Annotated in this window: 20 protein-coding genes and 1 pseudogene; 9 read left to right on the forward strand and 12 right to left on the reverse strand. The window is 41.8% G+C overall.

Going from position 1 to position 20,596, the window contains the following annotated elements; genetic code table 11:
• Positions 1 to 47: 47 nt before the first annotated feature.
• The 4 genes and pseudogenes from G541_RS0105135 to G541_RS10795 all read left to right on the forward strand — a co-directional run.
• Complete coding sequence (locus G541_RS0105135; protein WP_009552073.1) at positions 48 to 734, forward strand: 2,3-diphosphoglycerate-dependent phosphoglycerate mutase; 687 nt, start codon at positions 48 to 50, stop codon at positions 732 to 734.
• 394 nt (positions 735 to 1,128) lie between these two features.
• A complete protein-coding gene (locus G541_RS10620; protein ID WP_027826724.1) occupies positions 1,129 to 1,701 on the forward strand; it encodes a hypothetical protein in 573 nt (190 codons plus the stop codon).
• Positions 1,702 to 1,895: 194 nt separating this feature from the next.
• Positions 1,896 to 2,345 (forward strand): Rib/alpha-like domain-containing protein, encoded by a 450-nt coding sequence (locus G541_RS10730; protein WP_338086456.1) that lies wholly within the window; start codon positions 1,896 to 1,898, stop codon positions 2,343 to 2,345.
• 2 nt (positions 2,346 to 2,347) lie between these two features.
• Positions 2,348 to 2,413, forward strand: a pseudogene (locus tag G541_RS10795) (hypothetical protein); the annotation flags it as partial.
• 108 nt (positions 2,414 to 2,521) lie between these two features.
• On the opposite strand, the gene G541_RS0105150 reads toward G541_RS10795, so the two are convergent.
• The gene (locus G541_RS0105150) at positions 2,522 to 4,171 is read right to left on the reverse strand and encodes a phosphoenolpyruvate carboxykinase (ATP) (RefSeq protein ID WP_027826726.1); all 1,650 of its coding nucleotides are present in this window, start codon (positions 4,169 to 4,171) and stop codon (positions 2,522 to 2,524) included.
• 270 nt (positions 4,172 to 4,441) lie between these two features.
• On the opposite strand from G541_RS0105150, the gene G541_RS0105155 reads away from it, so the two are divergent.
• Both G541_RS0105155 and G541_RS0105160 read left to right on the forward strand, forming a co-directional pair.
• A complete protein-coding gene (locus G541_RS0105155) occupies positions 4,442 to 5,788 on the forward strand; it encodes an NCS2 family permease (RefSeq protein ID WP_155824500.1) in 1,347 nt (448 codons plus the stop codon).
• A gap of 57 nt (positions 5,789 to 5,845) precedes the next feature.
• Positions 5,846 to 7,627 carry an adenine deaminase C-terminal domain-containing protein gene (locus tag G541_RS0105160; protein ID WP_009552057.1) on the forward strand — a complete coding sequence of 594 codons (1,782 nt, stop codon included), beginning with the start codon at positions 5,846 to 5,848 and terminating at the stop codon, positions 7,625 to 7,627.
• A gap of 52 nt (positions 7,628 to 7,679) precedes the next feature.
• Here the strand turns inward: G541_RS0105160 and G541_RS0105165 are convergent, their stop codons facing one another.
• The 6 genes from G541_RS0105165 to asd all read right to left on the reverse strand — a co-directional run bounded on the left by G541_RS0105165 (position 7,680) and on the right by asd (position 14,108).
• The gene (locus G541_RS0105165) at positions 7,680 to 8,933 is read right to left on the reverse strand and encodes a sensor histidine kinase (protein ID WP_027826728.1); all 1,254 of its coding nucleotides are present in this window, start codon (positions 8,931 to 8,933) and stop codon (positions 7,680 to 7,682) included.
• 11 nt (positions 8,934 to 8,944) lie between these two features.
• Positions 8,945 to 9,628: a response regulator transcription factor gene (locus G541_RS0105170; protein ID WP_027826729.1), complete on the reverse strand. Its 684-nt coding sequence runs from the start codon at positions 9,626 to 9,628 to the stop codon at positions 8,945 to 8,947.
• Positions 9,629 to 9,648: 20 nt separating this feature from the next.
• Complete coding sequence (locus tag G541_RS0105175; RefSeq protein ID WP_027826730.1) at positions 9,649 to 10,260, reverse strand: GTP pyrophosphokinase; 612 nt, start codon at positions 10,258 to 10,260, stop codon at positions 9,649 to 9,651.
• Positions 10,261 to 10,628: 368 nt separating this feature from the next.
• Positions 10,629 to 11,378, reverse strand: coding sequence for an amino acid ABC transporter ATP-binding protein (locus tag G541_RS0105180; RefSeq protein WP_027826731.1), 750 nt, complete (start codon positions 11,376 to 11,378; stop codon positions 10,629 to 10,631).
• A 3-nt stretch (positions 11,379 to 11,381) separates the two neighbouring features.
• Positions 11,382 to 12,842, reverse strand: coding sequence for an ABC transporter substrate-binding protein/permease (locus G541_RS0105185; RefSeq protein ID WP_027826732.1), 1,461 nt, complete (start codon positions 12,840 to 12,842; stop codon positions 11,382 to 11,384).
• A gap of 180 nt (positions 12,843 to 13,022) precedes the next feature.
• Positions 13,023 to 14,108, reverse strand: a complete 1,086-nt coding sequence (asd, locus tag G541_RS0105190) for an aspartate-semialdehyde dehydrogenase (protein WP_027826733.1) — start codon at positions 14,106 to 14,108, stop codon at positions 13,023 to 13,025.
• Between the two features lie 373 nt (positions 14,109 to 14,481).
• Between asd and G541_RS0105195 the strand changes: the two genes are divergently transcribed.
• The gene (locus G541_RS0105195; RefSeq protein ID WP_027826734.1) at positions 14,482 to 15,465 is read left to right on the forward strand and encodes a C40 family peptidase; all 984 of its coding nucleotides are present in this window, start codon (positions 14,482 to 14,484) and stop codon (positions 15,463 to 15,465) included.
• 148 nt (positions 15,466 to 15,613) lie between these two features.
• Here G541_RS0105195 and G541_RS0105200 read toward each other — a convergent pair whose 3' ends face one another.
• Complete coding sequence (locus G541_RS0105200; protein WP_027826735.1) at positions 15,614 to 16,285, reverse strand: histidine phosphatase family protein; 672 nt, start codon at positions 16,283 to 16,285, stop codon at positions 15,614 to 15,616.
• A gap of 22 nt (positions 16,286 to 16,307) precedes the next feature.
• Entirely contained in the window at positions 16,308 to 16,694 is a 387-nt protein-coding gene (gene gloA2 / locus G541_RS0105205) for an SMU1112c/YaeR family gloxylase I-like metalloprotein (RefSeq protein WP_027826736.1), read from the reverse strand.
• 190 nt (positions 16,695 to 16,884) lie between these two features.
• Here gloA2 and tpx point away from each other — a divergent pair, with 190 nt between their 5' ends.
• The gene (tpx, locus tag G541_RS0105210; protein ID WP_027826737.1) at positions 16,885 to 17,382 is read left to right on the forward strand and encodes a thiol peroxidase; all 498 of its coding nucleotides are present in this window, start codon (positions 16,885 to 16,887) and stop codon (positions 17,380 to 17,382) included.
• A gap of 181 nt (positions 17,383 to 17,563) precedes the next feature.
• Here tpx and G541_RS0105215 read toward each other — a convergent pair whose 3' ends face one another.
• From G541_RS0105215 to G541_RS0105225, 3 genes are read right to left on the reverse strand one after another with little or no spacing between them, the layout of a single operon-like run.
• Entirely contained in the window at positions 17,564 to 18,409 is an 846-nt protein-coding gene (locus G541_RS0105215) for a DUF72 domain-containing protein (RefSeq protein WP_027826738.1), read from the reverse strand.
• A 13-nt stretch (positions 18,410 to 18,422) separates the two neighbouring features.
• Entirely contained in the window at positions 18,423 to 18,833 is a 411-nt protein-coding gene (locus tag G541_RS0105220) for a peptide deformylase (RefSeq protein ID WP_027826739.1), read from the reverse strand.
• 23 nt (positions 18,834 to 18,856) lie between these two features.
• The gene (locus G541_RS0105225; protein ID WP_051174566.1) at positions 18,857 to 19,222 is read right to left on the reverse strand and encodes an acylphosphatase; all 366 of its coding nucleotides are present in this window, start codon (positions 19,220 to 19,222) and stop codon (positions 18,857 to 18,859) included.
• A 136-nt stretch (positions 19,223 to 19,358) separates the two neighbouring features.
• Here G541_RS0105225 and G541_RS0105230 point away from each other — a divergent pair, with 136 nt between their 5' ends.
• Complete coding sequence (locus G541_RS0105230) at positions 19,359 to 20,591, forward strand: MFS transporter (RefSeq protein ID WP_027826741.1); 1,233 nt, start codon at positions 19,359 to 19,361, stop codon at positions 20,589 to 20,591.
• The last annotated feature ends 5 nt before the right edge of the window (positions 20,592 to 20,596 follow it).

Consider the following 20,596-nt stretch of genomic DNA (forward strand, 5'->3'; position numbering starts at 1 on the left):
GTAAGTTTTACACTAAATATTTTTTCAAAGAAAGAGGTATTTACTAAATGGCTAAATTAGTATTTATCCGTCACGGTCAAAGTGAATGGAACTTGAAGAATCTTTTCACTGGTTGGGTTGATGTTAACCTTTCCGAACAAGGTGTTGAAGAAGCTAAGGCTGCTGGGCGCAAGCTTAAAGAAGCAGGGATTGAATTTGATCAAGCTTACACTTCTGTTTTAACTCGTGCCATCAAGACTTTGCACTTTGCATTGGAAGAAAGTGGTCAACTCTGGGTTCCAGAAACTAAGACTTGGCGCTTGAATGAACGTCACTATGGTGCATTACAAGGCAAGAACAAGGCTGACGCTGCTGCTAAGTATGGTGACGAACAAGTTCACATTTGGCGTCGTTCTTACGATGTTTTACCACCATTATTGGATGCCAATGATGAAGGTTCTGCATTGAACGATCGTCGTTACGCTGACTTAGATCCACGGACTGTTCCAGCAGGTGAAAACTTGAAGGTTACCCTGGAACGGGTTATTCCATTCTGGCAAGATGAAATTGCTCCAAAGTTACGTGAAGGCAAGAACGTAATCATTGCTGCACACGGTAACTCCTTACGTGCTTTGACTAAGTACATTGAAAACATTTCTGATGAAGATATCATGAATGTTGAAATGGCTACTGGTCAGCCAGTTGTTTATGACTTGGACGAAAACTTGAACATCGTAAACAAGGAAAAGCTCTAATAAGCTAAGAATATTTAGGACAAGAGACTGGAATTTATCCAGTCTCTTTTTTAATATTTCGGACTTTAATGCTTTTCTGAAATTGGCGTTGTCTTCATCAGAAATATGTTTAGTAACGATAATATTTAATTTTTAGTTTTATGAAAAACCACCTAAATATTTACTTTATACAATAAAAGCATTTTGCTGACTAATGAGTGATAATACCTATATAATAGCTATACTGGGGGATATACAGAAGGAAAGTTCTACGTAACACAATAAAAAATTATTGAATAAATATTTAATGTTAATTGAAGAAATTAACTGCATTTTTACTAGACTTAATTTGGATACAATTATTTTATTTAATTAATGCATCTTTCATTTTTGTGAATAACGAGGAGGAAGACAAATGTTATCTAGCAAAAATCGTCAGGAATATAAACAAAAGTATGGTGATAAGAAGCAGCGTTATTCTATTCATCGGGTTGGTTTAGTAACTGCATCGGTATTAGTCGGGGCGGTCTTTTCAGGAATGAATGGTAAGGCTCATGCTGACACAATCGCCACAACTACAACGGTTCATGAAAATAACACTACGGATGTTGTGGCAACCAATGATCTGCAGGAAGATACTGTTAAATTACATTCAACAGTTACTGCGCCAACAGCAAAAACAGAACCAGTAGAAGAAAATACTACGGTTGAAACAGCACAAGAAAATAATAGTGATCAGTTGGCAAAACAAGACACTACTCCAGAAACTGGAGTAGAGCCAGTGCAGCCAGAAGCTGACAAACATGATCAGAAGCAACCTGCTGTGGCCAAGGATACCAATACTGTGACAACAGCACCAACTGTTTGGATCGAGACGGAAAGTATACCCAGAACTTTGCTACGGCTGACTATACTGCTAACTATTCACAGACTGATGTGCAAAAATATGGGGCAAATTTACACCCAGATGAAGTTACGACGAACTTGAATACAGTTCCGGATGCTAATAAAGCATTTGATGCCGAAACAAAGGCGGACAAACATATTAAGGAAATCATCTGGAAGGATGCCGACAGTATCGACACTAGCCTGGAAGCAACTACCAAGGACCCAGTAGCTTATAAGGCGGTAGTAACTTTCAACGATGGGACAACGGTTGAGATTGATGTCCCAGTAAAGGTAGTGGACAACCGGACAGATGCTGAGAAGAACAATCCAGACATAACAACAAGTGTGACTGTAACTCAGGGTAAAGATGTTAATCCAGAAGATCTGATCAAGAACCGTGAGCAATTACCTGATGATGTAACTATTGGTTGGACGGTTGCACCGGATACTGATCAAGTTGGAAAAACTACGGGTATAATGACGATTAATTATCCGGATGGTTCGCAGCAAGGAATAACCATCACAATCACTGTACTTCCAAAAGAAAAACAAGTAGCACCTGATAAGGATGGAGTTACAGAAACAACGAATAAAGAAGTAGTGGACGCAAGCGTGTCAAGCGCTAAAGTGACGCCAACTGCAGTAACCAAGAAGGCGCCAGCAACTGCTAAAGAAGAGGCTCAGACCACTCCAACTAAGAGCTTGCTCAAACAGGTGATGCGACCCCAACCAATGCCGGTCTAGTTGGTGTAGTATTAACAGCACTTGGACTGGTAGGGCTAAGTGGTGCTCAAAGAAGAAAGAATAATTAATTAGACCATATTGCTACACTAAGTAGCACATAATGAAGATGTTTTTATAAGTTGAGCACAAAAAAGAGATCTGGTAAGTAATGCCAGATCTCTTTTTGTTATATAAGCTTAAACGTTAGCAATTAAGCTCATCAGTGTTTCTTTGATTTCACTCGGTAGATTTTCATGCGGGTGGTTAGCTGCATAATCTTGGAGCCATTGGAGACGAATCTCTAGCCGTGTTTTAAGGCGGTGGCAGTAGTCTTGATTAGTAAAGTCCACTGGATAGTCCGTTAAAGGCAAGTAACTAATATGTGGGAGATTACCAAAAGGACGCCATAGGTCTGTTTTTTGATCAGCAATAATATCCTCTAAAATACCCAAAGTGACTTTCTTAGGGATATCCTGTCCGCCAAAAGCGTCTGTATTGACAATATAGCAATTAACTTGATGATTAGTGAATAACTCCTTGAAGTCATGATAGTCCTCAGATAGAGGATAAGCCCTAAATGGGTTAGCAAATGGCTCAATCACTAGAGCATCACGACTAGCGGGGTCAACATTTTCAGCACTCGAACGCTTAGTGGCTAAAGTGATACCGAACGTGGTTGCGGTAATCGGGTCATCCAATCGGAGTACAGGAGGGAGACTATCATCTTTCATGATCCAAAAAATATCGGTGATAGGAGCACTTTCCTTGTCCACTCGGTTAGTTGACGCGTACCGGGATTTAATAGTGCGGCCATTACCGTTTCGTAAGTCTTCAGTTACTAGTGTTTTTTGGCCATTCGCATCTAGTGTAACTCCGACATTCATCACTGTTGTAAAATATTCAGCTTCTTTGCTGCCCGGTAGATAATCATTAGTCTTATCAAAGTATGCGGGTTCTAAAGCGACTGAACTGCCGTCTTCACGACTAATGACGAAAGCATCATCATGCAGAACAGTGATAGCGAATTTGCCATCGTGCTTAGCATGCGTCAAAGAAGACTTGCCGGAACCTGATAAGCCGTAAAAGGCAAGTACTTTATCAGCTTTATTGCTGAAATGAATAGCTTTTTCGCCCCCATGAGAAGCGGTATATCCATTGCGGTGAGCAGTGGCCCAGGCCAAAGTGAGTGTCGTTTTCTTTAACTCTCCAAAGTACCGTAAACCTAAGACAGCAGCTGCATTGTGATCAGCGTCTATGATTACTAATCCCTGGGGATAACGGTCATCATGCCATTCCGGATCGCAATACAGGTAGATATCACCTTCGTTATATGGAACTGAACGTTGATAACGTCGAGTGTATTCTGCTGTTACTGCTTGGAAATTCAAAAGATAAGAAAGAAGGTTGAATTCATATCCGCTAGGTAGTAGCAGATGGCTTTTTAGCATGAAGTCTTCATCTAAGCCAACCATCACGCTGGTTTTGAAAAAACTGCGCTGATGGTTATTGTAAATTGCCTCCCGCAAAATAGCATTAAGAGCAGCTGGGTTCTCTGCGGGATTATTGATAAAATGCCGAGCAGCCGCTGTCCGGCCTACAATTGCCCCGTGGTTATCAACTAGCATCTTGGCGTGAGGGGGGAGACCTAGTTCATCAGTATGTAAAATCGGTTGGTCGGTTACGATTACCTTAGGGCTTTGAGCAGCTAAGGTATACGCATCGGCCACGGTAGTAACTTCTCGAACGTTATTACCATAGAAGGCTGTTTCAATGGTCGTCCGGGTTGCCGAGAAAATCTTATTAGCACGCGTAATGTCACTTAACGCAAACTTTGTTTTAGTGGCCATAAAAATCACTCCTTTAAGTAAAAGCAACTATCAAGTAAGCGGTTGCTTACCTACTATTATAGCAAAAATTAGTGATGTCTATGAGAGATAAAACATAATTTAACGCTTAATCCAGCGAAAAATAGTTCGCTTTTTAAGCGTTTTATTAACCTTCGTCACTAACTTTATTAAAAATAAATGGTTTTTACGAACATTAATGGTTGACGATCATTTTTTTGTATGACATAATCACAGTGTAATAATTATTGATCACACGGAGGTATTTATCGTATGAATTCTGAAATGAGTTCAAAGTCGGGCGTTACTGGCTGGTTAGATCGTGTTTTCCATCTTTCGGAAAATAACACCAGCGTTAAGCGTGAATTTTTAGCGGGGCTGACAACATTCGTTGCTATGGCCTATATTTTATTCGTTAACCCTAGTGTTTTAGGGGATGCAGGAATGGATAGGGGGGCAGTTTTCACTGCTACTGCCTTATCTGCTATTCTTGGTTGTTTATTGATGGGCTTTTTAGCAAACTATCCCATTGCAATTGCACCAGGTTTAGGTGACAATGCATTCTTTACTTACTCAGTTGTTTTGGCTATGGGGATTCCATGGCAAAAGGCAATGGCTGGGGTGTTCATTGCTTCCGTTCTGTTTACTTTAGTATCTTTCTTCAAGATTCGTGAAATTATCATTGATGCGATTCCGCAAGACCTCAAGTATGCGATGGCAGCCGGGATCGGGATTTTCATCGCATTCGTTGGTTTACAAGGTGGGGGTTTGATCGTTGCTGACAAGTCATCTTTGGTTTCTATCGGTTCCTTCACTGTTCCAACTACTTGGTTGACAATTTTCGGGGTTTTCTTCATTGGGATTTTGATGGCTAAGAAGGTTCCAGGTTCAATCTTTTATGGGTTAGTTGCAACTACATTACTTGGTTTGGCAACAGGTTTGATCAAGATGCCAACGCACATTATCTCCACTGTTCCAAGTATGAAGCCAACTTTCGGTGTTGGGTTAGAACATCTGTCTGTTCTCTCTAGTCCACAAATGTGGGCCGTTGTCCTGATCTTCTTCTTAGTTGCTTTCTTCGATACTGCCGGAACTTTGATCGGTTTGGCACAACAAGCTGGGATCATGAAGGATGGCAAGATGCCACGGATCGGTCGCGCTTTGATGGCTGACTCCCTGTCCATGCTTGGTGGGGCTGTCATGGGGACTACACCAACAGCTGCTTACGTTGAGTCTTCAGCCGGGATTGCTATCGGTGGTAAGACTGGTTTAACAGCAGTGGTAACGGGGATCCTGTTTGGGTTCAGTATGATTTTCTCCCCATTGCTGACAGTGGTTACTTCCCAAGTAACAGCACCAGCACTGATCGTTGTAGGTGTATTAATGGTTTCTGCTTTACGTGATATCCAATGGGATAAGTTCGAAGTAGCATTGCCTGCTTTCTTGGTAGTTATCGGGATGCCATTAACTTACAACATTTCTTACGGAATTGCCTTTGGGTTCTTGACTTACCCAATCATGATGGTGGCAGCAGGTCGGCGGAAGGATGTCAATCCGATTATGTGGATTCTCTTCCTGCTCTTTATCCTTCTGTTATATGTATTGAACATTTTGCACTAAACAATAATTTAGATTTTAACTATTACTGACTGTAACCTTGATCAAAGGAGAATCGGAATGTTAACAAAAGAATTGCTCGCAGATTATATTGATGCAGGTGCTGCTAAGAAAAAAGCTGATTTGGTTATTCAAAATGGGACATTGATTAACGTTAATACTGGTGAATACTATCCAGCTGATGTTGCGGTCTACAAAGACAAGATCGTAGCGGTAGATCCTGATGTTTCTGATTATATTGGTGAAGACACCAAGAAAATCGATGCTACTGGCAAGTATCTTGCACCAGGTTTGATCGACTGCCACATTCACGTTGAATGCAGCAAGATGGGAATGACTCGCTTCGCACAAGCTGTTGTTCCACGGGGGACAACCAGCATCATCACTGGTTTTGATGAATATATCTCCGTTTTAGGCTTGAAAGGGTTAGATGATATCTTTGCTGAAGTCGATGCTTCACCATTGAAGGTATTCTGGGGCATTCCATATAAGACACCATATACTATTCCAACTTCAACTATTGCTTATAACATTGAAGGAGCAGACCACGATGAATACCAAACACATGAGAACTGTTATGGGGTTTGGGAAACTGTTCGTGAAGCGGTCCAAACTAAGGAACCAACCACGATGCAGGCTTTAGTGGCAGCACGCAAGAACCACCAACCAATCTTTGGTTGCTCACCAATGGCACGAGGCAAGGAGCTCAATGAATTCTTGATGAGCGGGGTTCAAGTAGACCACGAAAGTTACGATCATGAAGAATTTTTGGAAAAGGCGCGTAAAGGAATTCACATCGTAGTCCGTGAATCTGCTGTAACGCAATTCTTGAAGGAAAACATCCGTGCTATTACTGAAGGAGCAGCTGGTGCAGCTCGGCACACTAGTTTCTGTTCTGATGATGTCAATGCCCGGTATATCTTGGAAAATGGACACATTGATCACATGGTACGTTTAGCAATCAAGGCCGGGGTTGACCCAATGACTGCTATTCAAATGGCAACAATCAACGGGGCTGAAGCCTGCAAGATTGATGGGCAAGTTGGTTCAATTGCACCAGGTAAGGATGCGGATATTCTCTTGGTTGACCAACCAGGAACATTTAATATTCAATCTGTAATCAGTAAGGGGCAAATCGTGACTGAAGATGGGGTCAACAAGTTTGATTACCAGATTCCAGAACGCTCAGCCGCACTGGTGCACACTGTACAACGTGACCTCACTACGGCAGCCGACTTTGAATATCACGTAGACATTACTAATGGGACGGCAGAAGTTGAAACAATTAACAGTATTGGACCATTCGTACGTAAGCGGCGTGATGTAGAGCTGGATGTAGTTGATGGTGTGGTTCAACCAGATCCGGAAAAAGATGTAGCCTTAGTTTCTGTCTTAGAACGTTATGGAATCAATGGTAACCAATCATTGGGGTTCATTTCTGGTTGGTCCTTTAAGAAAGGTGCGATTGCTACAACTGCTGCCCCAGACGACAACAATATCGTGGTTGCTGGTGTCAGTCGGGAAGATATGGCTCTCGCCGTTAACACCCTGATCGAAAACGATGGTGGGCAAGTGGTTGTTATCGACGGTGAAGTTGTTTCCTTCTTACCATTACCAATCGCAGGGATCGCCTCTGACTTAGAGCCAGAAGCTTTAGCACAAAAGGAAGTGGAACTGGATCAAGCTGCTCAACAAATTGGTAGTCGCCTCCCTGATCCAATCTTCTACCTTTCCTTCTTACCTATCACAGCTATTCCTGACTTGGCCATCACTGATGGTGGGAATGTTGATTATCCAAAGCTTAGTTACTTTGATCCAATTTTAAAGGTTACTGCTAAGTAGTAAATATTAATCATGCAAAAAATCCAGGCCTTCGTGTGAAGACCTGGATTTTTTATGCTTTCAAGGTGACAATCATCTGCAATTGTCCATCCTTGTAGTTGGCTTGGATTTTGCCCTTAAATAAAGCGACAATTCGCTGTGCCATTGAGAGGCCAATGCCAAATCCGGTTTGGGTTTTATTATGACTGTGATGGGAAGAATCACCACGGTAGAAGCGGTCAAAAAACTTTGTATAGTCTTGGTCTTTACCGGCAGCATAAGTATTAGCAACAGTCAAAATGGCATTTTTAGTAACAGGATTCTTGTGCAGGGTGATAGAGATAGTTCCTTGTTCATCGCAATACTTAACGGCATTGTCGAGCAAAATGTTGACTAGTTCATAAAAGTAGTTTTGGTCGGCTTTAATTTGGATATCGTCATCAACAAAAGCTTCTAGTTTCTTAGAATTTTGATCAGCAACCCCTCGGAAACTATTAGCGATCTCAGTCACTGTATCAGTAGCGTTGACAGCAGTCAGGGTGATTTGGGGATGCTCTTCCATTCGTGCCAAGGAGATCAGCTCATTGACGAGACGAGTTAAGCGGGTGACCTGTTGCTTATTACTAGTGGTCAGCTCAGTTTCCCCAGAAAGCATTTCCTGCATCTCTGTATTAGCGGAAATGATGGTCAGAGGAGTTTTAAGCTCATGGCCTGCGTTGGTAATGAATTCTTTTTGACGTTTTTCAGCTTGGATAATAGGTCTAATAGCTCGTTTGGAAAAACCAATCAAAAGGCCAGTATACAAAATCATGCTGATGATCCCTACAATAACGGTAAAACGGATGATTTCGCGGGTTTCGGCTGTCAGGATAGATTTATCCAAGAATACAATCAATGTTTGCTTTTTAGTCTTTTTTATCCGGTAAGCATAGGCGGTTTTTTGATAGTAAACATTCCCTTCTAATTTAGGGGTGTTTTTAACTTGTTGAGCAAACGTTCTAATCGTTGTGGGAGGAACAGTCATGATATGGCTGTCATCAATAAAGACTTTGTTGGTTTTGTTGTCAATCGTTGCACTAAAGTAACGATATTGAAAAATTCCTTCCCGAGTCGGTTGTGTTTTGAAAAAATCATTGCGGGGTTGTTGGTTGGCTGCTTTACGGTTCAGACTACCATCTTGAGCAATTAACATTGTTAAAACGTTGTCGACAACTTTTTGACTACGATAGTAGGTTAGAGCTGAGATCCCTCCGATTAAGGTTAGAAGGACGGCTAACAGAGCGGTACTAGAGATGAGAATGAAACGATTACGAAAATGACGAATCATATGCTCACCTCCTAAGCTGAAGCTGGCGGTGCTTGGAGCTTAAAGGGACCAACCTGTGCGCCGATAATGGAGACGGTTGAACCAATGGCAGCTAACTTCTGACGTAGGTAAGAGATGGTGAACCAAACGTCATCTTCATCAGCTTCTTCATCATCGTCATCCCAGGTATGGGTGAGAAGTGTCGTGACACTGAGTTCTTTTTCAGCATTAAGCACTAGATATTGGAGCATCCGAGTTTCTTTGGGGGAGAGGCTAATTGAGTTGTGACTAACTAGGGTCCCTTCGTTAGTATCCAAAGATAGGTCGCCAAAAGTTAAAGTATCGGTATCGTAAGCTTCATTGCGCCGTTCGATAGAACGTAATCGTGCTAGCAGTTCTTTAAGGGAGAAGGGCTTGGTGAGGTAGTCATCAGCACCGGTGTCCAACCCTAAAACGCGGTCATCAATTTCGGCTTTAGCAGTTAACATCATAATATATGTCCTGTCACCCCGAGCCCGGATTTCTTTCAAAGCTGTAATGCCATCTTTAACTGGCATCATAATATCGAGAATGATCGCGTCGTAAGCGTTGGTTGCTGCTAAGTCGACGGCTTCTTGGCCGTTATGGGCAACATCAACGGTATAATTTAGACTCTGGATCGCCATTGTGACGACCCGAGCGAGTTGTTCTTCATCTTCAGCGAGGAGAATACGCATAATAATTCACTTCCTTTTATCTAATCAGCGGCATTGATTAACTGCCGAATCGTTTGCATTTGAACATCGCATGATGCCAATTGATCGGCGCAACGCTTGAGCTCTTTTTCAATCCGTTGGGGATTAGCGATATTATGTTTATATTTCATTTCGTGTTCTAAACTGGCCCACGAGTCCATTGCGATTGTGCGCAGCTGGACTTCAACAAAGTAGTGTCCCGGAGTATGACCATCAATATCAACGTGAGGAGTGACAACATCAAGAATAATATGGTAGCTTCGGTAGCCATTAGGTTTGGCATTTTTAATGTAATCTTTTTCTTGAACGATTGAGCACCACGAAGCGTGTTTGAAATACTCTAGGCAGCGATCAATGTCGTCAATGAAGTTACACACAATACGAATACCCACAGCATCTTTACATTTACGCAGGGCCGAAGTCATTGTTACCGGGTATCCTTTGCGGAGACACTTTTCTTCCATACTAGCAGGAGTCTTTACCCGACCGATTAGATGTTCAAAGAGTTTGGGTTGACCGTTTTGTTGCATTTCTTGATTAGCGGCTAGAATACGCCTTTGCACCTCTGTCAGTAAAGTAGTTAAGGTAGTGTGATATTCGCCATAGATACTCATGATTAATCCCTCCAATTAAGATTATTATACCAAGAGAATTTTTGTGTGAACTATAACGAGGGATAATGCTAAAAAAACTTAAATGTGAGTAGAAAATGATTTTCGTGGTAAGGCGGTGGGCTAAGCTAAGACGATGGTTGGTGCAAAGCGCGACGACCTTCGTTTTAGCTTAGATAATAGACTTGCGGTTGTTTTTCACGTTACTCAAAAAAACTTTAGTGACTAAAGACCGAGATGCTGGAAAAGTCTAAGGAATTTAAAAAGCACTAGCAACCACGTTACCGAAAACGTTGATTTCTAGTGCTTTTTGCTGTTTGCTATGGTTTTATTTAAAAAGCTGTTTTTTCCAACCTCTCATTTATCAAATTTTAGATATTAAGCACTTTGTCGAGGAAGCTCTTAGTATCAGGGTGTTGTGGATTGGTAAAGATTTCTTCAGGGGTTCCTTGTTCCCGAATTTTACCGTCGTGGAAAAAGACCACCCGATCGGCAACCTGCTTGGCAAATCCCATTTCATGAGTTACCACAATCATCGTCATCCCATCGTTAGCTAGATCTTTCATAACTTGAAGAACGTCGCCAACCATTTCTGGGTCTAATGCACTGGTTGGTTCATCAAAGAGCATGACGTCAGGTTTCATTGCTAATGCTCGTGCGATAGCGACCCGTTGCTTTTGCCCCCCAGAAAGAGTTTGCGGACGGACATTAGCCTTATCTTTAAGCCCTACTAGTTCTAAATAGTGGAGCGCATCTTTCTTAGCTTGCTCAGGAGTAGCTTTGTGGAGTTCAATCGGGGCAAGCGTGATATTGTCAAGAACTGACATGTTCGGGAAAAGGTTGAAGTGCTGAAACACCATGCCGATATTTTCGCGTACTTTATTGATATCAGTTTGTGGATCAGTGATGTCGTGGCCATCAACGATGATCTGTCCGCTGTTGGCTTCTTCTAGTTTGTTAATGCAACGAAGAAATGTACTTTTCCCTGACCCGGATGGGCCAATCATGCAGACAACTTCGCTGGGTTTAACATTGAGGCTGATTCCAGTGAGAACTTCATTTTTGCCATAACTTTTGTGGAGATCAGTCACTTGGACTTTATATTGTTCTGCCTGTGTCATTGTTTATCCCATCCTTTTTTGAATATATTTAGATAACCATGTGAGTAAAGTAATGATGATGACATAAATCATGCCGATGATCAGCCACATTTTGAAACCTTCCATGTTTTGAGAAATAATAACCGTCCCCGTTTGGGTCAGTTCCATAACCCCAATAGCTGAGAGAATAGAAGTATCTTTCAAAGTAATGATGAATTGGTTGACCAATGATGGCACCATAATCTTCAATCCTTGCGGAGCAATAACCTTGCGTAGTGCTTTATGGTAGGGCAACCCTAGGGAGCGGGCTGCTTCCCATTGCCCTTGATCGACAGCATCGAAGCCGCCTTTGACGATGGCACCAATATAAGCTCCTTCATCTAACATTAGAGTTAAAATACCAGCAGTGAAAAGTGGAATCTTATGACCTGTGAGGTTAGGAATTCCCATGTAAATGAAGAAGGCTAAGACGATCATTGGCAGCCCCCGAAAGACGTAAATGATTGTACTTGATAATGCCTGGGCACCTTTGTTTTGCATAATTCCTAGTACTCCAAGGATTAAGCCAAAAACTAAAGCGCAGAGAATGCCGATTACGGTTAATTGGATTGTTTGCCATAAACCATTGAGGAGGGCGGCCCGATTAGCCTTGATTAAACCTAAGAAACTAGTATCACTAGTTTTTTTATTAGTGACATTACTCTTAGTGTACTTATCAACCAATTTTTGTAAGCGCCCAGTTTTTTGCATCCATTTAATACCATCGTTGACTTTAGCTTGGAAAGCTAGGTTCTTATCTTTTTGAAAAGCAATTGCCACTGGTTGGGAATCGATAGCCTTTTTAGAAACAACTTTGAGTGGCATTCCCTGTTTGATTCCGTAGCGAATAACAGGTTCATCATCGAAGGTAGCACTGGTATTGCCAATTTTTACGTCATTCCACATTGTGTTAGAAGAATCGAAATATTTAATCTTGTAACCGTACTTTGCTTGATTCTTCTTTAAGTAAATAGCAGCACTTGTTCCGGGTTTACTAGAGACAACTTTGCCTTTGAGCTGGCTAAGACTAGTGATCTTACTATCTTTAGCAACAGCCATTACAACACCACTAGTATAGTAGGAACGAGAAAAATCATATTTTTGTTTTCGTTCATCGGTAACACTCATTCCGGCCATGATGGCATCAACCTGCCCGGATTCTAAAGCTTGCAAGTCACCATCAAAACTCATTGGTTTTAATGTGTACTTGAAGTGTTCATGTTGAGCAATTTGTTGTAACATTTCAATTTCAATACCAGGATTTTTACCTTTATATGTTCCCTGGCTATCTTGGATTGCAAAAGGAGCAAAGGTATTATTGGTTGCGATTGTGTATGTTGGTTCATCAGCGCGAGCCTGCTGATTGTGTACCCCCAATATTCCTGTAATAATTCCTAACATCAGTAGGAAGGTGTAACCGCATATTTTCCATCTTTTAGTGTTCATAACTACCGTATCCTCCTTTATGGTAAAACGTTAAGCAGTAACTATGAGTATTAGTGTAAACTATTCTCACAACATAAAGCAAGTTTTCATGTCATATAATGTGACATGAAATATAAAAAGATAAACAAAAAGACGGAGGAAAACATAGTTTTCTCCGTCTTATTGGATCCTAGATAGAAATTATTTAGCAGTTAAAAAACCCTTAGCAGCTAGTAGTTCAGCCATTAAAACGCCACCACCAGCAGCTCCCCGTAAGGTATTGTGGGAAAGACCAACAAACTTCCAATCAAAAAGACTATCTTCCCGCAGGCGTCCAATTGAAACACCCATGCCATGTTCATAATCAACATCAAGCTTAACTTGAGGACGATCGGGTTCTTCCAAGTATTGGATGAAGTGTTCAGGGGCACTTGGTAAGTGTAATTCTTGGGGGATCCCCCGGTAATTTCGCAGCGCCTCTACTAATTGCTCCTTAGTAGGGTTCTTCTTGAAGTTAACGAAGACAGTTGCAGTGTGCCCATAGAGAATCGGAACCCGAATACACTGACTAGTGATAACAGGAGTTGTTGCAGGGACGATTTCTTTGTCAACGATATGCCCCCAAATCCGTAAAGGTTCCTTTTCGGATTTTTCTTCTTCACCAGAAATAAATGGAATAATATTACCTTCCATTTCTGGCCAAGTAGCGAAGTTTTTCCCCGCACCAGAAATAGCTTGATAAGTAGAAGCAACTACCTGTGTCGGTTCAAATTCCTGCCAGGCAGAAAGGGCAGGGGTATAACTTTGAATAGAGCAGTTGGGTTTAACAGCGATAAATCCACGCTTGGTCCCTAGTCGTTCCCGCTGAGCATGGATGATCTCAATGTGTTCAGGATTGATTTCTGGAATCACCATTGGCACATCCGGTGTCCAGCGGTGAGCACTGTTATTAGAAATAACCGGTGTTTCATGCTGAGCATATTCTTCTTCAATCTTTTTGATCACATCTTTGGACATGCTAACAGCAGAGAAAACAAAATCAACCTGAGAGCAGATTTCATCAACTTGGTTAACATCAATAATTTTGAGGTTGGCAACTTCTGCTGGAACTGGTTCATCCATTTTCCAGCGCCCGTCAACAGCTTCGCTATATGTTTTACCAGCACTTCGTGGACTGGCTGCAACAACTGCAGTTTCAAACCACGGGTGGTTGTGTAATAGGGTAATGAAACGCTGACCGACCATTCCGGTTGCACCAAGAACGCCGACCTTTAACTTTGTGCTCATATAATTCACTTCCATCTCAATTAATTAGCTCGGTTGAACTAGTAGTTACCGTATATTTTAAGGTCTATATCGTGGTTAATCAACTATCAAAAACTTTCTTCTTACAAAAATAAGGATTTTTGTTGCAAAAAAGTAAAAAAACATGTTTGAAACGGTTTTTTTAAGCAGTTACTTACTGTCAAGAAAACGTTTTTTGTTACAAAAACAAAAAATAAAAAGGTTATTATAGCAACGCTTAGGCGTTAAATGTTACGTATATAAATGATAATTAATACAGGTGTAATATTACTAACATCGTGATGCAACACTGCTCATATATAATGTGGACATTAAGTCGTAAGGAATACTAATAATTTTAGGAGTGAACAAAGTCTTGAAAAAAAATACTAAGGCATTTTTAGCAGGTACAATCGGGGCTATGGGTCTTTTGTTAGGTTCATCCCAAGTTGCCAGCGCCAATACAACTGTTAAAGTAAAGAGTGGAGATACAGTTTGGAACTTCGCTAAGAAGTACGGTGTTTCCATCCAATCAATCGAAAAATTAAACAAGGTTAGCGCAGACTCACACTTGATTTATGTTAACCAATCATTAGAAATCCCTACTGATGGTAACCAAGCTGAAGAAAAGACTACTACTCCAGCACCAACGGCTACTGGTACATACACTGTACAAGCAGGTGATTCTCTGTGGACAATTGCACAAAAGTACAACACTACTGTTGATGCTTTAGCACAATTAAACGGCTTGAACCTTAACTCATTGTTACATGTAGGTCAAAGCCTTAAGGTAACTGGTACTGCTTCTGCAACTCAAACTGCTAACACCCAAGCAGCTGCACAACCAGCTCAAACTAACCAAGCAGCAACTGCACAAGCTGCTCAAACTACTGCAAGTCAAGCAACTGCACAAACTGCTACAACTAGCCAGGCAACTACAAGCTACAACACTCAAGCAGCTGCACAACCAGCTCAAACTAACCAAGCAGCTACAACTCAAACATATGCTAACAATGGTTCTGTAGTTTCTATTGCCAACCGTTACTTAGGTACTCCATATGCTTGGGGTGGAACAACTCCTCAAGGGTTTGACTGCTCTGGCTTCACTCAATATGTTTACGGTCAAGCAGGTAAGAGTATCGGTCGCAACACTGTTGCTCAAGAATCAGCTGGTTCTCAAATCCCAGTTAGCCAAGCACAACCTGGCGACTTACTCTTCTGGGGTAGCCGTGGTAGTTCCTACCACGTAGCAATTTACGCTGGTAATGGTCGTTACATTGCTGCACCTACTGAAGGTCAAAGCGTAAGCTATGGTAACACTGCATACTACACACCTTCATTTGCTGTGCACGTTAACTAATTAAAAATTTAGCATTAAAATAATTGCTAAGATCCTCGCCTTTGTGGCGGGGATTTTTTGTTTTAACAATATTTTTCCCGTACCTGTGGAAATGAAAAACCACCTTACTAAGTGATGACTATTGAGTAAGGTGGCTATATAAGGATAGTTAATAGGTTTGGTTTGTTTGATAATGGTTGTAGTACACAACCTCAACGTTGTCGGGAGTAAAAACTAATTTTGTGACCGCTCCATTTTCAGGCATTTGTTCGCGCTTCGCGATTAGGTCAGGGCGATAATGCTGAACTAGACATCCTATTGTTTCAGCATGACTGGTCACCAAAACTTTGTCTCCATCTTGGCAGTGATCACGTAAATAAGTCAATCCACGGTTGAGGCGTGACCAAAATTCATATTGATCTTCCGCCAAACTGAGAGGATCAGCTCTTTTAAAGCTATCTTTGGTTTGGTTGAAGTCATGATGATTTAAGAACTTATCCAGACTGCGATAACCTTCATGGCGCAAGACAGCTGCCCATAACTGCTTATAAGGAACGTTTTCAAAGAAACCATAGTACTGTTCACGAAAATAAACTAGGGGAATAGGTTGCTTCAAAGAAGTTAATTCATTCTGAGCAAGGATCAAGCGGGCAGTTGCTTGTGCTCTGCCCGTATCAGAACTGAATGCTTTGGTAAAGGGAATATGAGCGAGCCGTTTTCCTGTTTCAATTGCAGTTCGTCTTCCGGTTAAAGTCAATGGCGTGTCAGCCCAACCTTGATTTTGTCCTTTAAGATTGGACTCGGTTTGCCCATGGCGCACAAGATAAACGGTAAAGGCCATAGTAAAAACTCCTTTCGTAAAGTCACTCATGAATTTCTAGCGGTTGACCACTAGGATCAAAGAAAAAGGCCATTGGTTGGTGAGTGAAATCGTCATAGCGTAAAGTTTCATGCGGGATTCCTAGTTGATCGAATTGGTGCAAAGTAGTAGTGACACTTGCTACTTTGAAGGCTAAGTGCCGTAACCCTTGCGTTTCAGGCTGGGGTAGGCTAGGGCGTGCAGGTGCTGCTGGCTTGATAAAAATCTCCAACGTCAGAGCACCTTGTTGAACATTGAGGATGGTATCTTCTTTAGCTGGACGCTCGTGCTGGCTGATGACTTTGAAGCCTAATTTATTAACATAAAAGTCATACATTTGTTGATAATCGTGTCCAATCAGTGCGATGTGATGAATAGTTTCAAGTTGCATTATATCCTCCCAATGCGTTTTATCTCTATAAAATTATACCATTTGGGAGGAGATAAATTTCACTAAGGGAAAAGCGGAGAAAGACTACTGATAGAGAATTACGTAAGCTAATTGTTTATAAAAAACAGGTATTATTTGTATAATTAAACCAGTAATACCATTGTTGGTGTAATAAGGAGGAATTACTACTATGGAAGTTACATTTAAAGGAACAGCTGTGACTACTAATGCTGAACCAACAGCTGTCGGGGCACAGCTCCCCTTATTTACAGTAGTGGACGAAGCTGGTCAAGAATTTGGTCCGCAAGATTTTCGGGGAAAGATCACTTTAATTAGCGTAGTCCCTGATATTAATACTAGGGTATGTAGTTTATCTACCAAGAAGTTCAACCAGGATGTGGATGAGTTTCCAGGAGTTAATTTCTTAACAATCTCAACTAATACACCAGACCAACAAAAAGATTGGTGTGCGGCGGAAGGTGTACAGCAGATGAAACTTTTATCTGATGCAGATCATTCTTTCGGGAAGGCAATGGGTTTGTATATTCAGGCTAAAGATTTTGATGCTCGGAGTGTTTGGGTATTAAATGCTGAAGGAGATGTAATTTATCGGGAAATCGTTCCTGAGATCTCTAGTGAACCAGATTACCAAGCAGCATTAGATGTTGTTCGTAGTTTAACGGTTTAAAGATTAGTGGAAATAACCTTTGCAGCAAGTCGTTGAGCTGAGCTAGGGCGAGACTGAGAAAAAGCATAAAAATTTAAAAGCACTAGAAATTACGCTACTGAAAACGTTGATTTCTAGTGCTTTTTACTGTTGTTATTGGTTATAGTTTCATCTAAAAAGCCATTTTTTCAGTCTTTTTACTTTAAAATAAATCCGTTTGCTCTGGAGGTTTAGGAGCTAAATTATCAAAGTGAAGCTGAAGTTCGCTTTGAAGAGCTTGGGCGTTAGGGGCTGCATCCCCGCCAGAATTATTATTGAATATTACGCAGAACTCTTGTGCTGCAGTTTGATGTTTTCGTATTAATCGAGCCAAGTTAGTCAGCTCCTGATCAGAATAACGATAGAGAGTCCTTTTTTTACGCCATTCAGGACTGCGATTGCCCCAGCCAACAGCATTCCGTCCATGGAGCCGAATAAGAATAAGGTTGGGGGTAGTCTGTGCCAGTACAAAAGGAACTGAACCAGGTAAGTGGTGGGGTTCGTCAGCAGCGACAAGCGTATAGTGGAGTTGATGGCAGATAGTCACCGTTTGTGTTTTCTGGGGACCAGTTAGCCAAGATTCATGGCGAAATTCAACGGCAATCGGTAAACTAGGTGCCAATTGGCGGAGACGCTGCAGGTAGATATAATTTTCCGAAGTTGCCGTAAAATATGGTGGAAACTGGAAAAGGATCGTCTTGACTTGGTGGCTAACTAAAAGGGGCCGCAGACATGTTATGAAGGCTGCCATACTTGTCTTTAGAGCAGAACTACTTAAAACTCCATTATGAGTAGTTAGTTCTTGGGGAGCTTTGAAGATGAATTGGAAAGTTGCGGGAACAGCTGCTTGCCAATTACGAATCGTTTGTGCCTGGGGTAAGGCATAGAAAGTTGTATCAACTTCAACGGTTGGAAAGAAGGCGGCATATTCAGTTAACGTTAGGGGTTGTGGATGGTTAGCCAGAAGTGACTGGTGTTCTGACCAGGTAGTTAGACCAATTGTAATCACAGTGCGGTCCTCCTTAGATCAAGATACCATCACAATGGTCCAACTCATGCTGAATAATTTGCGCCATTACCCCTGTAAAGGTTTCAGTATGTGGATGGAAATTTTGGTCCTGATAAGTAACAGTAATCATCTGGTAGCGGGTAGTGGAGCGAGTTCCCGGTAGTGACAGGCAGCCTTCACTGGTGGTATAAGGTCCCTGCCGTTTTTTGATTGTGGGATTGACCAGAACGAAGGGCAAGGGACCAGGTTGAACGATGATAATCCGCTTGGAACTACCAATCATATTAGCTGCCATGCCTACACAGTGGTCTTGGTGAGCAGCCAATGTATCGTAAAGATCACGAATGATTTGCTGATCAGTAGCCTGAGCTGGGGAGGATTTTTGTTGTAACAAAAAAGTATCAGTAACAATTGGCTTAATCATTGGGATAACTCCTTTTCTTAGTATCAGTAACGAGGTTCAAAAGTATGCTCATCAGGGACGACAGCTAGCTCACAACTTGTGATGTGGGTGATTTTGATATACGGGCGGTGTGCTAGAGCTTTCTTAATAAAAGAAATTTTATCACTGGGTCCTTGAAAAACGGCTTGAACCCGGCCATCATCAAGATTTTTAACCCAGCCAGTTAGGCCAAGCTGCTGGGCCAGCTCAGCTGTTTGGAACCGAAAGCCTACTCCCTGGACGCGACCACTAAAAAAGCATTCTTGGCGGATAATAGGGGCGTTAGGGTCGAAATGTGGCAGGTCAGGTGTTTGTAATTCATAATCTGCCGGTAAGGTGAATTTGGCACGCAACTTATCCCATAAAGACATCGATGTCACTCCTTAGATGAATTAGTTATCTAAATCATACCAGTTTTTGTTATTTTTTCTAAAGGTTAAGTAATGAAGTTTGCATTTTAAATTAGGGGGGCGTACCATTAGCGGTTAGGAGAGAAGGCGAATGATAATGGGACTTTCACAAGCAAGTCAAACTTTCCCCACCAAAACTTGGAAAAAAACTTTTTATACATTATGGCTGGGGAGTTTCATTACTGGTTTGGGCTTTTCAATGACAATGCCCTTTATGCCACTGTATATGGAAACATTAGGGCACTACTCGACCGCCCAGCTGAGTTTTTACTCAGGCTTGGCATTTTCTGTTACATATTTGGCCCAAGCCATAGTTTCTCCATATTGGGGGAGTCTAGCTGACCGCAAGGGACGTAAATTAATGTGCCTGCGGGCATCAGGAGTGATGACTTTTACCTTATTCATCACTGGTTTTGCCCACCACGTGTGGACAATTATTTTGTTAAGGTTTATTCAGGGAAGTTTCTCAGGTTATGTCAATAATTCTGTGGCATTTATTGCTGGTGAAACCCCGAATAACCACTCGGGGACAGTTTTGGCCGAAATGCAGACGGCTTCGGTTTCTGGCAACCTATTAGGACCAATCTTCGGTGGAGCAATTGCAGGTATTTGGGGCTACCGAGTTCCATTTTGGCTAACCGGGATTCTGATGGGAATTTGTTTCATTTTAACTCTTGTAGGCGCAACTGAAGAACACTTTAAACCAGTTGCGAAGCAGAAGATGGAATCATTTAATAGTATCTTCAAGACCATCCCACACAAGGGCTTAATTGCAACAATGTTCATGACGACTTTATTTATCCAATCATCACTAATGTCGATTTCACCGATTATCTCCCTACTAGTGAAGCAATTGATGCACAATCAGGGACCAATTTCGTTTGTTAGTGGGATTGTAGCAGCTGCCCCTGGCTTTGGAACCTTATTAGCAGCCCGCCAAATGGGACACACGATGGACCGGATCGGGCCACTCAAGGTGTTGACCGTGGGCTTGATCGCTGAAGTGCTCTTGTTTATCCCGATGTTTCTAGTTACTTCACCATGGAATTTAGCTGGATTGAGATTTTTGATAGGGATCGGAGATGCTGCCTTAATGCCTGCTGCCCAAACAGTTTTAACCTTAGTAGTGCCCCGCAAGGCCTTTGGACGAGTCTTCAGTTATAATCAATCATTCCAAGCTGCTGGTGGTGTTTTCGGACCGATGATTGGATCAGGAGTGGCTGGTCTTTTCAACTACCAAACGGTATTCTTGGCGACTGCTTTAATGCTGGGAGTTAACTTTATTTTGGTGATTTTTGCCCGGCATCATCAACCACAAAAACAAGCATAGAAAGA

This window comes from Ligilactobacillus saerimneri DSM 16049 (assembly GCF_000423265.1).
Classification (GTDB): domain Bacteria; phylum Bacillota; class Bacilli; order Lactobacillales; family Lactobacillaceae; genus Ligilactobacillus; species Ligilactobacillus saerimneri.

Bases quoted from the DNA above. Each gene is read 5' to 3' on its own strand.
- G541_RS0105135 (WP_009552073.1), top strand. From the start codon at position 48: ATGGCTAAATTAGTATTTATCCGTCACGGTCAAAGTGAATGGAACTTG.
- G541_RS10620 (WP_027826724.1), top strand. From the start codon at position 1,129: ATGTTATCTAGCAAAAATCGTCAGGAATATAAACAAAAGTATGGTGAT.
- G541_RS0105150 (WP_027826726.1), bottom strand. From the start codon at position 4,171: ATGGCCACTAAAACAAAGTTTGCGTTAAGTGACATTACGCGTGCTAAT.
- G541_RS0105155 (WP_155824500.1), top strand. From the start codon at position 4,442: ATGAATTCTGAAATGAGTTCAAAGTCGGGCGTTACTGGCTGGTTAGAT.
- G541_RS0105160 (WP_009552057.1), top strand. From the start codon at position 5,846: ATGTTAACAAAAGAATTGCTCGCAGATTATATTGATGCAGGTGCTGCT.
- G541_RS0105165 (WP_027826728.1), bottom strand. From the start codon at position 8,933: ATGATTCGTCATTTTCGTAATCGTTTCATTCTCATCTCTAGTACCGCT.
- G541_RS0105170 (WP_027826729.1), bottom strand. From the start codon at position 9,628: ATGCGTATTCTCCTCGCTGAAGATGAAGAACAACTCGCTCGGGTCGTC.
- G541_RS0105175 (WP_027826730.1), bottom strand. From the start codon at position 10,260: ATGAGTATCTATGGCGAATATCACACTACCTTAACTACTTTACTGACA.
- G541_RS0105180 (WP_027826731.1), bottom strand. From the start codon at position 11,378: ATGACACAGGCAGAACAATATAAAGTCCAAGTGACTGATCTCCACAAA.
- G541_RS0105185 (WP_027826732.1), bottom strand. From the start codon at position 12,842: ATGAACACTAAAAGATGGAAAATATGCGGTTACACCTTCCTACTGATG.
- asd (WP_027826733.1), bottom strand. From the start codon at position 14,108: ATGAGCACAAAGTTAAAGGTCGGCGTTCTTGGTGCAACCGGAATGGTC.
- G541_RS0105200 (WP_027826735.1), bottom strand. From the start codon at position 16,285: ATGGCCTTTACCGTTTATCTTGTGCGCCATGGGCAAACCGAGTCCAAT.
- gloA2 (WP_027826736.1), bottom strand. From the start codon at position 16,694: ATGCAACTTGAAACTATTCATCACATCGCACTGATTGGACACGATTAT.
- tpx (WP_027826737.1), top strand. From the start codon at position 16,885: ATGGAAGTTACATTTAAAGGAACAGCTGTGACTACTAATGCTGAACCA.
- G541_RS0105220 (WP_027826739.1), bottom strand. From the start codon at position 18,833: ATGATTAAGCCAATTGTTACTGATACTTTTTTGTTACAACAAAAATCC.
- G541_RS0105225 (WP_051174566.1), bottom strand. From the start codon at position 19,222: ATGTCTTTATGGGATAAGTTGCGTGCCAAATTCACCTTACCGGCAGAT.
- G541_RS0105230 (WP_027826741.1), top strand. From the start codon at position 19,359: ATGGGACTTTCACAAGCAAGTCAAACTTTCCCCACCAAAACTTGGAAA.